The organism is Parabacteroides faecalis, from assembly GCF_022809355.1.
Lineage (GTDB): Bacteria > Bacteroidota > Bacteroidia > Bacteroidales > Tannerellaceae > Parabacteroides > Parabacteroides faecalis.
In genome coordinates this window covers 1-15,529 of sequence record NZ_JAKZMM010000004.1, presented here as the reverse complement: position 1 = coordinate 15,529, position 15,529 = coordinate 1, and the positions used below count along the sequence as shown (strand labels likewise).

Here is a 15,529-nt window from a genome sequence, read left to right as displayed (position 1 = left end):
ATGCCTTTCTATTATAAATCCTGATATAGTTGATTTAATATGCATTCATTTACTTCCCAAACACGATGTTCAAAAATAAATTTTCTAGTCTTTTCAAACTCATCATGCCTATTAGACATAAATTGGGCAATTTTATGATCTAACGATTCAATTTCATCGGGTGAAGCAACAGGAGCGTTTAAAGTATAACCACAACCACTATCTTCAATTAATTGAGGAACGTCTCCTGCATACTGAGTCGCAACAACCATCATTCCTGCAGCCATGTATTCTGAAGTTTTAGTTGGAGATGAATTTATATTAACCAGACTATTTGCCCTCAAAACAAATCCAACATCAGCCATCAATAAATGAGCTGGAACCTCATCATGCTTCAAACTTTTTACCATATAAGAGTTTTCCAAAAAACTTAATTTATCTTTATATGGTTCTATACTATCATTTGTAAAAATACACAGAAAATAAGCTGGGTTACGTTTCCTAAGCTCTATTACCAAATTAATAGTTTCTGATATGCACTGCCAAACATGCAATCCTCCAGAATAACATAAAAGTATACGATCGTCTAAACCATATTCAATTCTCATTGCTTTGCGCTTTTCCATCGTAAAATTAAGATATGGTTCTGCTACAAAATTGCAAGGCAAAACATAATTAGGAGCATCTGTATTCCCATATACAGATAGATTTTTTCTTAAATTAGCAGAAACAGTTATTGTTTTTGTGGATCGCTTTATGGCATATATGTTTTCACATTTCGCATTCTCAATTTGATAACTCAAATAACCATCCATTTCCAATTCTGGAACAATATCTGAATGGAAATCGGTTATCAAAGGAAGTTTAGGCAAAAATCTTACACAATTAGCAGCCGAAGCTAATTCCCCCTGCACCAAGTCTATTGAATAATGCTTACAAATTAACCAAGTCAAAATAGCTCTATATAATGCCGCTATATTATGCAAACGAAAACGATTTGGTAACGTATAAAAGAATAAAGGTTTTATTCCTTCAGGTAACTCTTCTATTTCCTTTTTTTTCAAAGAAAAACCTTTCGTATAAAAACCAAGCAAGAATACTTGAAAGCCTATACGTTGCAGAGACTTTGCCATATTCAAAGTTCGTACTTTATCGCCAGCATTAGTTCCTAAAGGATAACCTCGGTGAATTATCAATACTTTCTTTTTCATACGACTATTTCTTACGCATTATATCTACTATTCTTCCACAACTAAATCCATCCCCGTATGGGTTGGTTGCTTTTGACATATTAGCATAAGCCACATCATCAGTTAATAATAATGAAACTTCCTTTATGATCTTATCATAATCCGTTCCTACTAATTTCACAGTACCAGCATCCAAAGCTTCAGGCCTTTCTGTTGTATCACGCATTACCAAAACAGGTTTACCTAAACCAGGAGCTTCTTCTTGAATTCCGCCACTATCTGTTAAAACTATAAAAGAATGATCCATCATATATACAAATGGTAAATAGTCAAGCGGCTCGATAAAATACAAATTTGGATAATTATTTCTATAATCTGATCCAAATACTTCATGTATCGGTTTTCTAACATTAGGATTCAAGTGCATAGGATAAACGAAATCTACGTCAGAAAACGTCTTTGCTAAGTCCCGTATAGCAAAGCAGATATGCATGAAACCTTCCCCAAAATTTTCTCTTCTATGGCCAGTAATTAGAACCATCCGTCTTCCTCCTTTCCATGTATTAACTAAGGAAAGAGGAATATTCATATTTGATAAATCTTTCAATATATCATGTTCTATCTTATTGTTTGATTTAATTTTCTTTAAAACTAAATGTAAAGCATCAATAACTGTATTCCCTACCACATAAATAGAAGATTCTTTTACATTCTCAAGCAATAAATTTTTCTTACTTAATAAAGTAGGAGCAAAATTATAAGTTGCAATCCTTCCTGTAATCTGCCTATTTACTTCTTCCGGCCACGGACTATATATATTATGAGTACGTAAACCCGCTTCAATATGGGCTACTGGAATTTGTTGATAAAATGAAGCCAACGCAGCAGCCATCGAAGTTGTGGTATCCCCATGCACTAATACAACATCTGGTTTAACGTTAGACAATACATCTCTCATCCCTAATAAAACTCGAGAGGTTACATCATATAAATCTTGTCCTTTTGACATAATATTCAAGTCATAATCTGGTTTGATTCCAAATACAGATAATACCTGATCCAACATTTCTCGATGCTGACCTGTTACACATACAATCGTCTCAAAAGAATCTGTGGCAGCTTGAAATGCTATTGCCAATGGACACATTTTTATTGCCTCTGGGCGTGTCCCAAATACTAATAATATTTTTTGCTTCATTTCAAATACTATTTATCAAATTCTATCTTATCTAAATGTACTTCTATTTTCGATAAATCAGGCAATTGCATATAATTACCATATAATCTCGTCAAATAGGCATCTGGATTATAAGGAGCAGGAAAAATCTTCCCCTCAAAGCAAACTGTGGATAATGGAAATAAATCCTTTTTATCCCGTTCTCCTAAAAAACCTGCGCCTAAACATTGATAAAATTTTTTACAACGTAAAAGCTTAGACAGTATCCTAAATAATGGATAAATACAGTTCTGCAAAAAAACTAAGATCAAGCGTTTGCAATAAAAAAGAAATGACCCTTTCCTACAAGGCCTATATGACAACTTGTATAAATAGCCATGTAATTTCATAGCCACTCTTATAAAAAACCGAATAGAAGGCTCTATATAGAAAATATCAATATAGATCCCTCTATACTTATAATTACAATCCTTATTTGATGTCTCATACAAACAAGACTTTGTATCTCTGATTTTAACATAAGGAGCAACATAATTAGGATCTGTCTTATATGATTGAAGCACCAAATCTTCTGGAAGCTCGGACTGAATAACTGATAAAAATCTATTATAGTCTTCAGCTAACATTTCAATATCTAAATCATCATCCCAAGGTATAAACCCCTGATGTCGGACTGCTCCTAATAATGTTCCCGAACTAAGCCAATAGTTGATTTTGTGTTTCTTACAAATTTTGTCTATCACACACAAAATATCAACCATCTTCATTTGGTGTTTCCGCAATATAGATCCCTCTGGATTAAAATAGCTTAAATCCTCCATGAAACTGAATTAATTTATAATGAGTGCAATAATACAAACGATAAACCGCAATTGCAAATTCTGCCAAACCTAATGCTAAAGCAAAACGTCCTATCGAAAAATTATTCGTAAGATATAAAATTCCATATATCAACATTAGAATAACAGTAGACAAAAGAACACTACGATTAAAAGGCTTTGAAAATCCAAAAGACACTAATACAGGAGATCCTGTATATAATGTTATTCCTCCACTAAAAATAAAAAGACAAAGTATTCGCAATACAGAAACAGAATCCATCAATTCTCCTCCTGAAAGAATTTTAACTCCTAATGGAGCCAAAACATATACACAAACAATAATTCCTAATGTAGCAAACATCATCATTCGAAAACATTTATTAACAAAATTCACATCTTTAGTTTTTGCTATATGAGGAAAAACAGCCTGATTTAACATTTGTAATGGCACCAAAGCTGTTGTAGCTATTTTCTGAGCTAAATCAAATGCTGCAACCTCATGCATTGAAAAGAAAATGCCACAAATAATTTTAGCCATACCACTATTAATCACAACAGAAACTCGAGAAAAAAAGAAAGGTATACTATCTACAAAATACTTTTTGACCAAAGAGTAAGAAGGCACAAACAAAGATATATTTTCTGCCTTCAACAACATCAGAAAAGAAACAATACCTGAAATGATCCAACCTACGGATTGTAAAAGAGGTATTAATATATAATCATCTGCATGTCGAATAAATAAAAAAACTGAAACAGTATATATAAATATGGATATAAAACGTATTAGCGTAATATATTTCATTTTTTCTATACCCTGATAAAACCATACAGGAAATAATATTTCAGACAAACACGAAAGAAAAGACAAGAAAAAAAGGAGACAATGGATTCTAAATTTATCAATAAACAAAACCATTCCCCCTAATATCACAAATGAAATTAAAAATAGAATTGTTTTTATCAGTAAAACAGATGATACAACTTCATTTAGTTTAGGAAGATCATTTCTTGCGACAGAAACATCCTTTACTGCAGAAACATCTAAACCGAAATTTACAAGAACAATAAAATAAGAGATCACAGTCTGCGCAAAGACAACAATTCCATAGTTCTCTGTACCTACAGTTTGTATTAAATAAGGTAATGCCACAAAAGGCATTACCATTTTTAATATCTCCAACACAGACAAATAAGCTGTATTGGATAAAATCACTTTATATTTTTTACCTTTTTCTAATAACATTAATTATACCCAGAATTTCTCTGTTGTCATATTTAAGTCTAATACTTTCCCTTCTGCTGAAAGCTTATCATAAATTTTAGATGCGAAGAAAATATCATGCAACGCAATACCTATATTATATACTAAAATCCGCTCTTGTTCCGATTCACGACCTGGATTCTCTCCTAAAAGTACACGAGCAAATTCATCAAACTTTTTAAACTGATTAAAATACTTAAAACCGCATACATGTTTCACATCATCAGCAAATACTTTATCAAAAAACAAATCGCAGTTCTGAAAACCTCGCGTATGAATGGGAACAACCAAAACTCCAGGTTTAAAACATTCATCTGGAGCAAACAAATCATGTGCAACTGTTACGCTTGAAATAATTACATCTGAATCTGCTATCATTTGATGCACATCTGAATACACAGTAAACGATATATTCTGATACCCCTCAAATCTCTCAATAAAAGAATCTGTCTGATCCTTATAAGCTAATAAGGAAATCTGCATAGGTCCTTTAACTAATTCAAGCAAACATAACAATGTAGACCTAGCCGTATTTCCTAAACCTATAAAAGCATAATTCTTAGCAGCTTTTTTTTGTAAATAACTAATACTTAATGCAGCAACAGCCCCAGTTCTCATTGCCGTAATCCATGAACCATCCATAAAAGCTAACAACTCACCTGTAAGTGAATCATATAATAGTATATCACTCTGCAACGAAGGTCTTCGATCAGGAAAACGAGATACTATTTTAACTCCAAAACGTTTATCTGGATGTAAATATACCGGCATAGTATTAAAAAAGATGTCAGGAGAAGTCGTAATACTAACCTTACCAGGCAAAATACAATCATATTTTTCTCTTAAAGCACATTCAACCCATTTCAAACAATCAGACGGAGCAATATTTCTATTTTTTATTTGTTCAAAATCAAATATCTTCATATCACAACGATTTTAAAGCATGGACCAAATAATTATTATCTTCCGTTGAACGTATTGCAACGCGAATATATTCACCTTCAGAAAAAGCTTTTTTCGTTCCACAATCTTTTATCAAAATATTATATTTACTTAGTAATAAACTAGTTAATTCTGATGAAGAATATTTTTCGATTACTTCACACAAAAAATAATTAGCTTGTGATGGTATCACTCGAAGATATGAAATTGAACTCAAAGATTTAAAAAAACGTTTTCTCTCTTTTATAAATCTTTCACAGCCTAATTTATAATCAACTTCATACTTATTAAAAATTTGCATATAGAATTCAGCAAAAGAATTAATATTCCATATTGACACATCTTTTCGTATGTCTTGAATTAAATTCCTGTCAGATGAAGCTAATACACCTAGACGCAGCCCTGGCACACCATAAGATTTAGAGATACTTTTAACAACAACCAATAAAGGATACTTTTCCAAAGTCGAATTCAATAAAAGCGTATCTTCGTATGAAAAATCAGAAAAATCCACAAATGATTCATCTATTATCAATCGTATATTTTTCATTTTTGTCCATTCACACAATTTCAAAATATCTGTATGAGAAATATAATTTCCTGAAGGATTATCTGGATTAATTACTAATAATGTACTTAAATCCTTATCATCATAAAAGCCAATCAAATCATCTACGCTATAAGAGAAATCAGCATTTGATGGGAAATAAGATACTATATTATGTTTCTCACATCGATTTGGATACTCCTCAAAAGTAGGATATATTACTCCTAAATTACCTGTCAACAAAGACATTAAACTTTTGATCAATTCCGCAGCTCCATTTCCCACACAAACATAATCCGGAATTAAACCAAAATATTTAGCCATTAACAATGCATTTACCTGCATACCTGAAGGATATTCCGTCAATAGTATATCAAAATTAGCCTTCATTTCTTTTTTCATTTTTTCTGAAGGGAAATAAGGATTTACTAAATAACAAAAATCCAACAAAGAAGGAAAACGCCAATAACCTCCATATCTTTTTTGAAATGCTTTAAGCTTTTTGTCTTCATCAGCAAAAATAGATTCAGCATTATCTAAGTCCTGAATATCATCTATTTCATACCACTTTTCACCTGACAGTGGAAGTGCTTTTAAATCAGGTTTATCTAATAATGCGATTACCCGCAAAACTTGCTCATAATATTCGTTACATCCTAAAGCATTAATATAAGCATCTAAAAATGGAACATAGTGCGTTTTCGAGAACTCTTTACTAAACTTATATATATTAACTGTTTTATAATAAGAGTCTTTATGATCGAAATTAAATGCCTTCTTTGTTATAAAGTTCAAAATAATATTATCGCTACCCAAAGTAACAACCGTACCATCCATCCAACTCTCATACTTAGCAACCAAAGCTATATTAGGATATGGATCTGATAAGATTTTATCTAAAACGGCATCTTCAAAAATCAAGTCAGATTCAACTAATAAAGTATCATCTTCCTGTAATTCTTTCTTCGCTAATGAAAGGGAATAAATATTGTTTGTCTTGTCATAAATTGGATTATAAATATAATGTATAGGTATTCCATTATAACTATCACCCACATATTCTTTTAATTCTTTACCTTTATAACCAATCACTAAAATTATTCTATTAAGCTTCATTTTAGAGAACTGTGAAAGGGCCCTATCAATCAAAGTGATGCCATTAACCCGAATCATACATTTTGTATTATTACGGGTTAAATTATCCAACCTTTTTCCCATTCCAGCTGCCAATATAACTACTTGCATGACTTTTGTCTTTTTAATTCATCCAACAACTCTTTCAGCCTATTTACTATGAATAAATATCCCATAGGAATTCCAAAGGTAAAAAACACCATAAAAATCGCAGCAAACAATTTTCGTGGAGCAACTGGTTTATGTTTTACATATGCAGCATCCGTTATAAAGCCTTTATCTCTTCCACCTTCAGTTGATAAGGCAACTTCTTCCCGCTTCTGTAATAAAACTAAATAAACACCTTGCAAAATCTCTTGTTGACGCTTCATATCTAAATATTCACGTTCATACGTTGGAACATTACCCATTTTATCAAAAATAGCTTGTTCCTGAGATTTCAAATCAGACATTACAACATCTAAACTTTTGCTGGCATTCTCAACAGAAACTATAACACTTTCTCTTAATTTCTCAATCTGTTTTTCTTCTACTTCGGCCAATGGATTCTCTTCTTTAGAGGACTTCAACGTTTTTTCTCTCAATACTAAAGCCTGATTATATAAAGCAACAGGACTACTTTTATCTGATTCACCTGCACCAGAAGAAAGAGCAGCAGGAACCAGCTTGTATTTATTCTCTGGATTCTTTACATACTCTTCAATCAAATTCACCATATATTTTTGAGCCTCGAGTTCTATAAGTTTTTCTCGATACGTTTTTATTGCTTCAGAATAGAACATTACATCATATTCAATATCTGTCATCCTATTCTTCAACTTATACATCTCTATCAATCTTTCTGTTTCTTTCAATTGATCAATAATACCATCAATTCTTTGATCTAGAAAATTCTGAGATTTATTGCCGTCTTTTCGTTTTACCAAGTTAGCTTGTTCGTTATACTGCCGTAATAAAGTATTCAGCAAATCTTTCCCTCGATTCTTATTATGATCTGAATACAATAACTCTATAGTATTGGAAGTCTTCGAATACTCTTCAATATTTATATCCTCACTTAGATCTTCTGCGACCCAACTAGTTGGCATTATTGAAATATTCAATTTAATAGTAGTTTCTTTATGAACGCTATCTCTATAACAAATAGCTAAAGATCCTTTATCTGTTTGTAATATTACAGGAAGTTTATCAAACGTAAATTTATCTCCTGTTTCTCTCATCTTAACCAAAACACCTCTTTCGTTCACTTGCAACTGAAAGTCAAGGACTTGATCAATATTCTTTCGAAACATACTGTCCGGATAAACAACCACTGGAGAATCATCATATAGCGTTCTGAAAGAAAACGGCTGTTCATAAGTAACATCTAAACCTAATTCTACAACTGTTTTCGACAATAAAGAATTAGATTTCAATGTAGATATCTCATCATCGATATTAATTGAACCACCAGTTCCCCCTCCAAGACCAAAAGATCGCATCAAACCAGCAGCATCCCCCATACTGATTCCCCCTCCACTACTTAAATCTTTTTCATCTTGAATCTTAACAACAGACATCACCTCATAGGTCTTTGGATACAAAATCAAATAAAGAATCGCTATAACTAAGGATATAATCCCTGATGTTAGAAATAATTTCCAATGATTCAAATAATATATGATTATATTTTTCAAGCTTATTACTTCATTATCTCTTTCCATTATACTTATTATTGAAATTAATTATTACTTCGACTTAATGTTATTACACTAAAAATCATACTAGCTACAACAGACAAAGTACTAATAATGGACGAAGCCACAGAGAAATTTCTAGTAGAGCTACTTCTTGACTTAAGTTTAGAGGCAATTGGTTCAACATAGACCACATCGTTTTGTTGCAGATAAAAACATGGAGATTCAAATATATTAGGATTAGTAATATCCATCCGATGAATTTCTTTTTTTCCATCAGCTTCTCGAATCACCATTATATTGGTACGATTGGCTGTTAATTGAAGTTCTCCAGCCATTCCAATAGCGTCCAATATAGAAATACGATCATTCTTTATATTATAGGTTCCTGGCCTATTAAAATCCCCCATCAACGTCACTTTAAAATTTAGCAATTGAACATTTACTAATGGATTATCAACATATTTAGAAATTAAAGATTCAAGTTTCTCACTAATTTCTGTTTTTGTCAAACCTTCTACATGAACTGTCCCAATCACTGGAAATTTTATATTACCTTCTTTATCTACTAAATAATTATACATAGCTTCTGAAACAACAACAGGTTCATCTCCTTGAGAAGCAAAAGCATATACTGGAGGATTAAAAGGGGTTACTGAAGTAGGATCCCATGCAGATACTGTAATCGATAACAAATCATCATATGTTATCTTAGTAGAGTAAGACTGTGTGCTCAATTGAGCCAACTTATCTTCAGATAAATTATCAATCCCCTGAAAATAAATGACATCTTTTGGGGTCTTACAGGCAACCATCAACCCACTAAAAAGAATAAACAAAAAATACTTTAGCTTCATACAATCTATGATAATTATTAATGTAATTGCAAAGGTACAACAATTCCACAAGACTTAACAAGTAATTCATTAAATCTCTACTCTTCTAACGATGCATTTGACAGAATATTGCTGCATAGGGATACATTTAATCACAGTTTTTTTTACATTCAGGAATAATTCTGTATGTTTGTCTAAAATTAAATTTGAGTATGTTTACTATTGGTAATTACAATAAGCTGAAAATCGTAAAAATACTTAGTTTCGGTGCCTATTTGGATGGAGGTGATGGGAAAGAGATCTTGCTTCCAACCCGTTATGTACCTAATAATGCTAAAGTAGACGATGAAGTAGAGGTCTTTATCTATCATGATAATGAAGGACGACTGATTGCAACAACTTTGCATCCGAAAGCTGTTGTCGGAGAATTTGCTTTCCTGAGGGTTAAATCGGTCAATACTACAGGGGCTTTTCTGGATTGGGGACTTATGAAAGATTTGCTTGTTCCTTACAAAGAACAGAAAATGACCATGAGAGAAGGTAAATGGTATCTTGTGTATGTGCGTCTTGATCCGATAACAGGAAGAATCATGGCTTCTGAAAAAGTTGAAAAGTTTCTCAATAATATACCTCCTCAATACAAGTATAATCAGGAAGTAGATCTCTTGGTTGTTGAAGATGGGGAAATCGGTTATAAAGTGATTGTCAACAACCTGCATTGGGGCATGATATATCACAATCAGGTTTTTCAGCGTTTAGAGAAAGGAGAACATCTGAAAGGATATGTAAAAGAAGTCCGCGATGACGACAAATTAGATATCAGTCTGACTCCTCTTGGCTATCAGAAAGTTGATGGAATAGCTAAAGTGATATTGGATGCCCTGCAAGTAAAAGGAGGATTTCTGCCTGTCCACGACAAGAGCGATCCGGATGTGATCTATTCACTATTCAGGTGCAGCAAGAAAGCTTTCAAACAAGCTGTTGGTGCTTTATATAAACAGCATCTCATTGTCCTTGAAAAAGATGGCATCAGACTAACGGAACAAGATTAAATAGATCATAAACAAATGTATAAAAACCGGTGTATTTTCCGATAAATACCTAGCCTTTCTAAATGAAATAAACGAGAATCGTCGACAATCCTCACGGGATTTGTTTTCGATTCTCGTTCATTTTATTGTGATACTTATTGATATACGAATATCAATCTTTTTACTTCCTTTCACCCGAACAGTAAACAATCTCTTATTACATCATTTCCTGCAAAAAGGAGAAAAAGAAATACCCATTAATTACAACCCCATTAAAGAAGATCTTTCAGGCGACCTTCCGATTGCAGTTTAATAATTAATTCTCCAAACAGCGTATTGGCCCATGCAAACCAAGGACGGGTATAATCTTTGGGATTATCCTTATGGAAAGACTCATGGATAAATCCGGTTCCTGCTTCCGTATCCCGAATCGTCTCAATACAATAACGAATTTCCTTTTCATCATTTGACGTATTCGCAAGCATGATCAAGCTCATCGGCCAAATGTAATCAATACCCACGTGCGGTCCTCCAATTCCTTCGGCCGCAGAACCTTTAAAGAAATAAGGATTTGCCTGACTCCATACGAAACGGCGCGTATTTTGGTAAATCGGATCATTGACATCCACACATCCTAAAAATGGCAAAGCCAACAAACTGGGAACATTGGCATCATCCATCAAATTACGACCCCCAAAACCATCTACTTCAAAGGCATAAATCTGCCCAAACTCCGGATGCTCAATAATACCATATTTCTTAACGGCAGCTTCTACTTCTGAAGCCAAAGCTTCGCAGCGGGTTGCAAATTCTGTATTATTCTTCACTACACGGACTATTTCAGCCAACTGACGCAAAGAAGTAATGGCAAACAAGTTGGAAGGTATCAAGAAACCAAATATTGTCGCATCATCCGAAGGCCGGAAAGAAGAGACAATCAGACCAACCGGTTTTACAGGACTACCAAAACCATTCAACAGAGTATCACTTTGCTTGGCAGTTGTACGGCCAAACTGATACGGTCCGTTATTGTTTTTACGCTGTTGCTCGATAAACGTCTTATATACCAACTCCATGGCCTTCATCCATTCATTGTCGAATACAGATGTATCACCTGTTTCTTTCCAATAATGATAAGCCAAGCGGATTGGATAACATAAAGAATCGATTTCCCATTTACGTTCGTGCAATTCTTTTTTCATCTCTGTATGATCAGATTCCCATTCACTGCCAGTCGGGCCTTCATTAAAACCATTAGCATAAGGATCGATCAAAATACAATTAGCCTGGCGATGGATAACTCCTTGTAACATCTCCTGTAATTTCTTATCCTCTTTCGCTAATACGACATAAGGATATACTTGTGCCGATGAGTCACGCAACCACATCGCATGGATATCACCCGTCAAGATAAAGGTATCAGGCTTTCCGTTCTTCATCTTAAATTCACAGGTTGTATCCAATGTATTAGGGAAACAATTCTCAAACATCCATGCTAATTTGGGATCTTTGATATGAGCTTTCACTTCTGCCAATTTAGCTTCCACAGCATCAGAAGTAAACTTACGAGCATTCTCTGCCGGACGTTTCGTTGTGAAATCATTCCAAACTTTGGCTGCCTGCTCTGTAAAAGAACCCGATTGTTCGACAGAAGCGACTGTACATTCTTCTGTTTGAGCGAACAATTTATCGCCCATCATTAATCCAGCCAAAGAAAGAGAACCTGTTTTTAGAAAATTACGTCTTGTCGTCATAATCTTATTTTGCTTTTAATGGTATTTTGTATACTGATTGTCAGTTTTACTTGCAAATGTACAAAAAAAAGAAAAGCTTCCTATCAATCCTGATAAGAAGCCTATAATTCTTTGCGTATCGAACCTCAACTCGGAGATTAACCTAAATACGACTTTAAGAGCTTGCTACGCGTTCCTTGTCTCAATCTTCTAATAGCCTTTTCCTTGATTTGGCGTACTCGCTCACGTGTAAGACCGAATTTATCGCCAATCTCTTCTAATGTCATCTCCTGACACCCAATACCGAAAAACATTTTGATAATCTCACTTTCTCTTTCGGTCAATGTAGCAAGAGCTCTATCAATTTCCTTCGATAAAGACTCGTTCATTAACGATCGGTCAGCGATAGGAGCATCATCGTTCACAAGCACATCCAAAAGGCTGTTGTCTTCGCCTTCAACGAACGGAGCATCCACTGAAATATGACGTCCTGACACTTTCAATGTATCAGAAATCTTATCTACAGGAATATCCAATTCTTCTGCAAGTTCTTCTGGAGAAGGACGACGTTCATTTTCCTGCTCAAACTTAGAGAAAGCTTTACTGATTTTGTTCAGTGAGCCAACCTGGTTTAACGGAAGACGAACAATACGAGACTGCTCTGCCAACGCTTGCAAAATAGATTGACGAATCCACCATACAGCATACGAAATAAACTTGAAGCCTCGTGTTTCATCAAACTTTTCAGCCGCTTTAATCAATCCTAAGTTTCCCTCATTAATCAAATCAGGCAAACTCAAACCTTGATTCTGATATTGCTTAGCTACAGAAACAACGAAACGCAAATTTGCTCTTGTCAACTTTTCTAATGCCCTACGGTCACCTCTTTTAATAGCCTGTGCCAACTCAACTTCCTCTTCTACTGTAATAAGATCTTCACGACCTATTTCCTGAAGGTACTTATCCAAAGAAGCACTTTCGCGATTGGTAATGGACTTTGTAATTTTTAATTGTCTCATCCAACGAATCTAATTGAAAAATACAGGGTACAAAGATAAATAAAATCTACCAAAAGAACAGGCTGAACACCTATCATGTTCAGCCTATTATATACCTTTAACATTTTAATATATATCTTCTCATTCTGAAGATATCATACACTTTGAAAAAGTACTCTATACAATATATGCTTATTCAGCCAAATCGATTGCATAATATTTGGTTCTTCCATTCGGATAGAATCCTTTGATGAACAAACCTTGATCTTCTGTACGACCATGTAAAATATCATCCACGATCTTTTCCAGATCTTCCGGAGTCTTCACACGCTGATTATTAACGATCATGATAATGAAGCCTTTCTTGATACCGGCATCTTTCAACTTACCGTTTGTCAATCCGGTCACTTCAATACCATAACTAACGCCATACTCACGTTTTTCCTTATCCGTCAAAGCCTTGAATGCACCACCTAACATTTCTGTTCCATCATCAGGTGTAATCACTTTCGTACTTCCTTGCGCATTCTTCAATTGAACTTCGAAACTCTTTTCCGTGCCTTTACGATTAACTTTCACCGTAACTTTATCTCCCGGACGATATTTACCAATCTGTTCTTGCAGTGCATTTGCAGATTTCACTTTTACTCCATTGACAGATATAATCACATCACCAATTTCGATACCTGCCTCTTTAGCTACACTACGATCGGCAAACTCAGCCACATATGCACCTTCCGAAACTTTGATGTTTTCTTTCATACCTTTCAATTCTTCCTTATATTCATCCGGAAGATTCGGTACACTCAATCGATCCATAATATCTCCCACACCTATGATCTCTACGCCCAAAACAGCTCGCTGAACCGTACCATACTGTTTCAAGTCGCTGGCCACTTTGCCGGCAATACTGATAGGTACAGCAAATGAATATCCTGCGTAATTCCCGGTTTCCGAATAGATCGCCGTATTAATTCCGATCAACTCTCCTTTCGTATTCACCAAGGCACCACCACTGTTTCCTGGATTTACCGCGGCATCCGTTTGGATAAATGATTCTATCTTACTCTTATCGCCCGATCCCAAAGAAGGTATGCTACGACCTTTGGCACTGACAATACCAGCCGTTACTGTTGATGTCAAATTAAATGGATTACCTACAGCCAAAACCCATTCTCCCACTTTTAACTTTTCTGAATCCCCGAAAGGAATAGTGGGCAGATCTTTTGCTTCAATCTTGATCAAAGCAATATCGGTAGCAGGATCTGTTCCTATCAGTTTAGCTTCAAACTTACGGTTATCATTCAACGTTACTTCCAACTCATCCGCACCGTCAATCACATGGTTATTGGTTATAATATATCCATCAGTTGAGATAATCACACCAGAACCCGATCCTACACGAGGCTGTGCTTTCGGGCGCTGAAAACTACCACCGCCACCAAAACCGAAGAAGAATTCTAACGGATCCATATATTGACCACGAGAAGCAGATTCATCCGCATGTTGTGTCGCCATAATGTGCACAACACCATGAACCGCGTTCTCGGCTGCTACTGTAAAATCTGTATTTTCAGCCGCCACTGCCGCATAATTAACCATCCGTACCGGTTGGCTAAACACATTGGATATACTATCTCCTGATACAGCATATTGCTGATGTTTCATCATATAAGTACTTGTACCAATAGCGGCACCCGAACCTACTGCTGCAACTAAGGCAACTCCTAAGACTCCTTTCCAAATTGTATTCATAATCCTTTTATCTAATTAGGTTCAACATTCAATTTTAACACTTTCGTTACGACAAAGAAAGAGCAAAAAATGTACAAGTATTTCTTTTCCTCCCCATTTTTTATCACTTTTAACGAGCAATATCTCAGGCTTAACCGGGGTTAACAGTACTTTGTGATGCAAAGTACCTTTTTAACAATCTATTTTCTGACATTCTTGCTGTATCATCATAAAAACAGACCCAAAATGGCAGGAAAAGTTTATTATCATGTCAGAAATTCTGCCTCAGCACAGGGCTGACGCATTACAAACTTCCAGACCTTTTAAAAAGTATTTATCTTTAGAGAGTCAAAGGGATAATAATAATAAAAATCAAAGAAGTAATGGAAATATTCTCTATATTAGAAAAAGTATCAGATCCTCGTAGAGATCATTTGAAAAAATATAGTTTGGAAAGTATCTTTTAT

General features: G+C 34.5%; 12 protein-coding genes. 1 reads left to right on the top strand and 11 read right to left on the bottom strand.

Annotated elements, in window-relative coordinates:
- Positions 1-11: 11 nt before the first annotated feature.
- Genes MUN53_RS02095 through MUN53_RS02060 form a run of 8 tightly spaced genes read right to left on the bottom strand, consistent with a single transcriptional unit; the run spans position 12 to position 9,587 of the window.
- Positions 12-1,190, bottom strand: coding sequence for a glycosyltransferase (locus MUN53_RS02095; protein WP_243323219.1), 1,179 nt, complete (start codon positions 1,188-1,190; stop codon positions 12-14).
- 4 nt (positions 1,191-1,194) lie between these two features.
- The gene (gene wecB / locus MUN53_RS02090; RefSeq protein WP_243323218.1) at positions 1,195-2,367 is read right to left on the bottom strand and encodes a non-hydrolyzing UDP-N-acetylglucosamine 2-epimerase; all 1,173 of its coding nucleotides are present in this window, start codon (positions 2,365-2,367) and stop codon (positions 1,195-1,197) included.
- A gap of 8 nt (positions 2,368-2,375) precedes the next feature.
- The gene (locus MUN53_RS02085; RefSeq protein WP_243323217.1) at positions 2,376-3,167 is read right to left on the bottom strand and encodes a LicD family protein; all 792 of its coding nucleotides are present in this window, start codon (positions 3,165-3,167) and stop codon (positions 2,376-2,378) included.
- On the bottom strand, positions 3,145-4,413 hold the full coding sequence (locus tag MUN53_RS02080) for an oligosaccharide flippase family protein (protein ID WP_243323216.1): 1,269 nt from the start codon (positions 4,411-4,413) through the stop codon (positions 3,145-3,147). The genes MUN53_RS02085 and MUN53_RS02080 overlap by 23 nt, the downstream gene beginning before the upstream one ends.
- A 3-nt stretch (positions 4,414-4,416) precedes the next feature.
- Positions 4,417-5,355 (bottom strand): ornithine cyclodeaminase, encoded by a 939-nt coding sequence (locus MUN53_RS02075; protein ID WP_243323215.1) that lies wholly within the window; start codon positions 5,353-5,355, stop codon positions 4,417-4,419.
- A gap of 1 nt (position 5,356) precedes the next feature.
- Positions 5,357-7,165 carry an aminotransferase class I/II-fold pyridoxal phosphate-dependent enzyme gene (locus MUN53_RS02070; protein ID WP_243323214.1) on the bottom strand — a complete coding sequence of 603 codons (1,809 nt, stop codon included), beginning with the start codon at positions 7,163-7,165 and terminating at the stop codon, positions 5,357-5,359.
- Positions 7,156-8,757, bottom strand: a complete 1,602-nt coding sequence (locus MUN53_RS02065) for a GumC family protein (protein ID WP_243323213.1) — start codon at positions 8,755-8,757, stop codon at positions 7,156-7,158. The genes MUN53_RS02070 and MUN53_RS02065 overlap by 10 nt, the downstream gene beginning before the upstream one ends.
- Positions 8,758-8,774: 17 nt before the next feature.
- Positions 8,775-9,587, bottom strand: a complete 813-nt coding sequence (locus MUN53_RS02060; protein WP_243323212.1) for a polysaccharide biosynthesis/export family protein — start codon at positions 9,585-9,587, stop codon at positions 8,775-8,777.
- A 191-nt stretch (positions 9,588-9,778) separates the two neighbouring features.
- Here MUN53_RS02060 and MUN53_RS02055 point away from each other — a divergent pair, with 191 nt between their 5' ends.
- Positions 9,779-10,618 (top strand): CvfB family protein, encoded by an 840-nt coding sequence (locus MUN53_RS02055; protein WP_022456680.1) that lies wholly within the window; start codon positions 9,779-9,781, stop codon positions 10,616-10,618.
- A gap of 251 nt (positions 10,619-10,869) precedes the next feature.
- Here the strand turns inward: MUN53_RS02055 and MUN53_RS02050 are convergent, their stop codons facing one another.
- The 3 genes from MUN53_RS02050 to MUN53_RS02040 all read right to left on the bottom strand — a co-directional run bounded on the left by MUN53_RS02050 (position 10,870) and on the right by MUN53_RS02040 (position 15,083).
- Complete coding sequence (locus MUN53_RS02050; RefSeq protein ID WP_243323211.1) at positions 10,870-12,351, bottom strand: glycoside hydrolase family 125 protein; 1,482 nt, start codon at positions 12,349-12,351, stop codon at positions 10,870-10,872.
- A gap of 137 nt (positions 12,352-12,488) precedes the next feature.
- Entirely contained in the window at positions 12,489-13,349 is an 861-nt protein-coding gene (locus tag MUN53_RS02045) for a sigma-70 family RNA polymerase sigma factor (protein WP_022456678.1), read from the bottom strand.
- 171 nt (positions 13,350-13,520) lie between these two features.
- Positions 13,521-15,083, bottom strand: coding sequence for a Do family serine endopeptidase (locus tag MUN53_RS02040; protein WP_243323210.1), 1,563 nt, complete (start codon positions 15,081-15,083; stop codon positions 13,521-13,523).
- Positions 15,084-15,529: the final 446 nt, after the last annotated feature.

What these genes read in the sequence shown, in the direction of transcription:
- MUN53_RS02065 (WP_243323213.1), bottom strand. Translation starts at nt 8,757, where the DNA reads ATGGAAAGAGATAATGAAGTAATAAGCTTGAAAAATATAATCATATAT.
- MUN53_RS02095 (WP_243323219.1), bottom strand. Translation starts at nt 1,190, where the DNA reads ATGAAAAAGAAAGTATTGATAATTCACCGAGGTTATCCTTTAGGAACT.
- MUN53_RS02085 (WP_243323217.1), bottom strand. Translation starts at nt 3,167, where the DNA reads ATGGAGGATTTAAGCTATTTTAATCCAGAGGGATCTATATTGCGGAAA.
- wecB (WP_243323218.1), bottom strand. Translation starts at nt 2,367, where the DNA reads ATGAAGCAAAAAATATTATTAGTATTTGGGACACGCCCAGAGGCAATA.
- MUN53_RS02045 (WP_022456678.1), bottom strand. Translation starts at nt 13,349, where the DNA reads ATGAGACAATTAAAAATTACAAAGTCCATTACCAATCGCGAAAGTGCT.
- MUN53_RS02070 (WP_243323214.1), bottom strand. Translation starts at nt 7,165, where the DNA reads ATGCAAGTAGTTATATTGGCAGCTGGAATGGGAAAAAGGTTGGATAAT.
- MUN53_RS02080 (WP_243323216.1), bottom strand. Translation starts at nt 4,413, where the DNA reads ATGTTATTAGAAAAAGGTAAAAAATATAAAGTGATTTTATCCAATACA.
- MUN53_RS02075 (WP_243323215.1), bottom strand. Translation starts at nt 5,355, where the DNA reads ATGAAGATATTTGATTTTGAACAAATAAAAAATAGAAATATTGCTCCG.
- MUN53_RS02040 (WP_243323210.1), bottom strand. Translation starts at nt 15,083, where the DNA reads ATGAATACAATTTGGAAAGGAGTCTTAGGAGTTGCCTTAGTTGCAGCA.
- MUN53_RS02055 (WP_022456680.1), top strand. Translation starts at nt 9,779, where the DNA reads ATGTTTACTATTGGTAATTACAATAAGCTGAAAATCGTAAAAATACTT.
- MUN53_RS02060 (WP_243323212.1), bottom strand. Translation starts at nt 9,587, where the DNA reads ATGAAGCTAAAGTATTTTTTGTTTATTCTTTTTAGTGGGTTGATGGTT.
- MUN53_RS02050 (WP_243323211.1), bottom strand. Translation starts at nt 12,351, where the DNA reads ATGACGACAAGACGTAATTTTCTAAAAACAGGTTCTCTTTCTTTGGCT.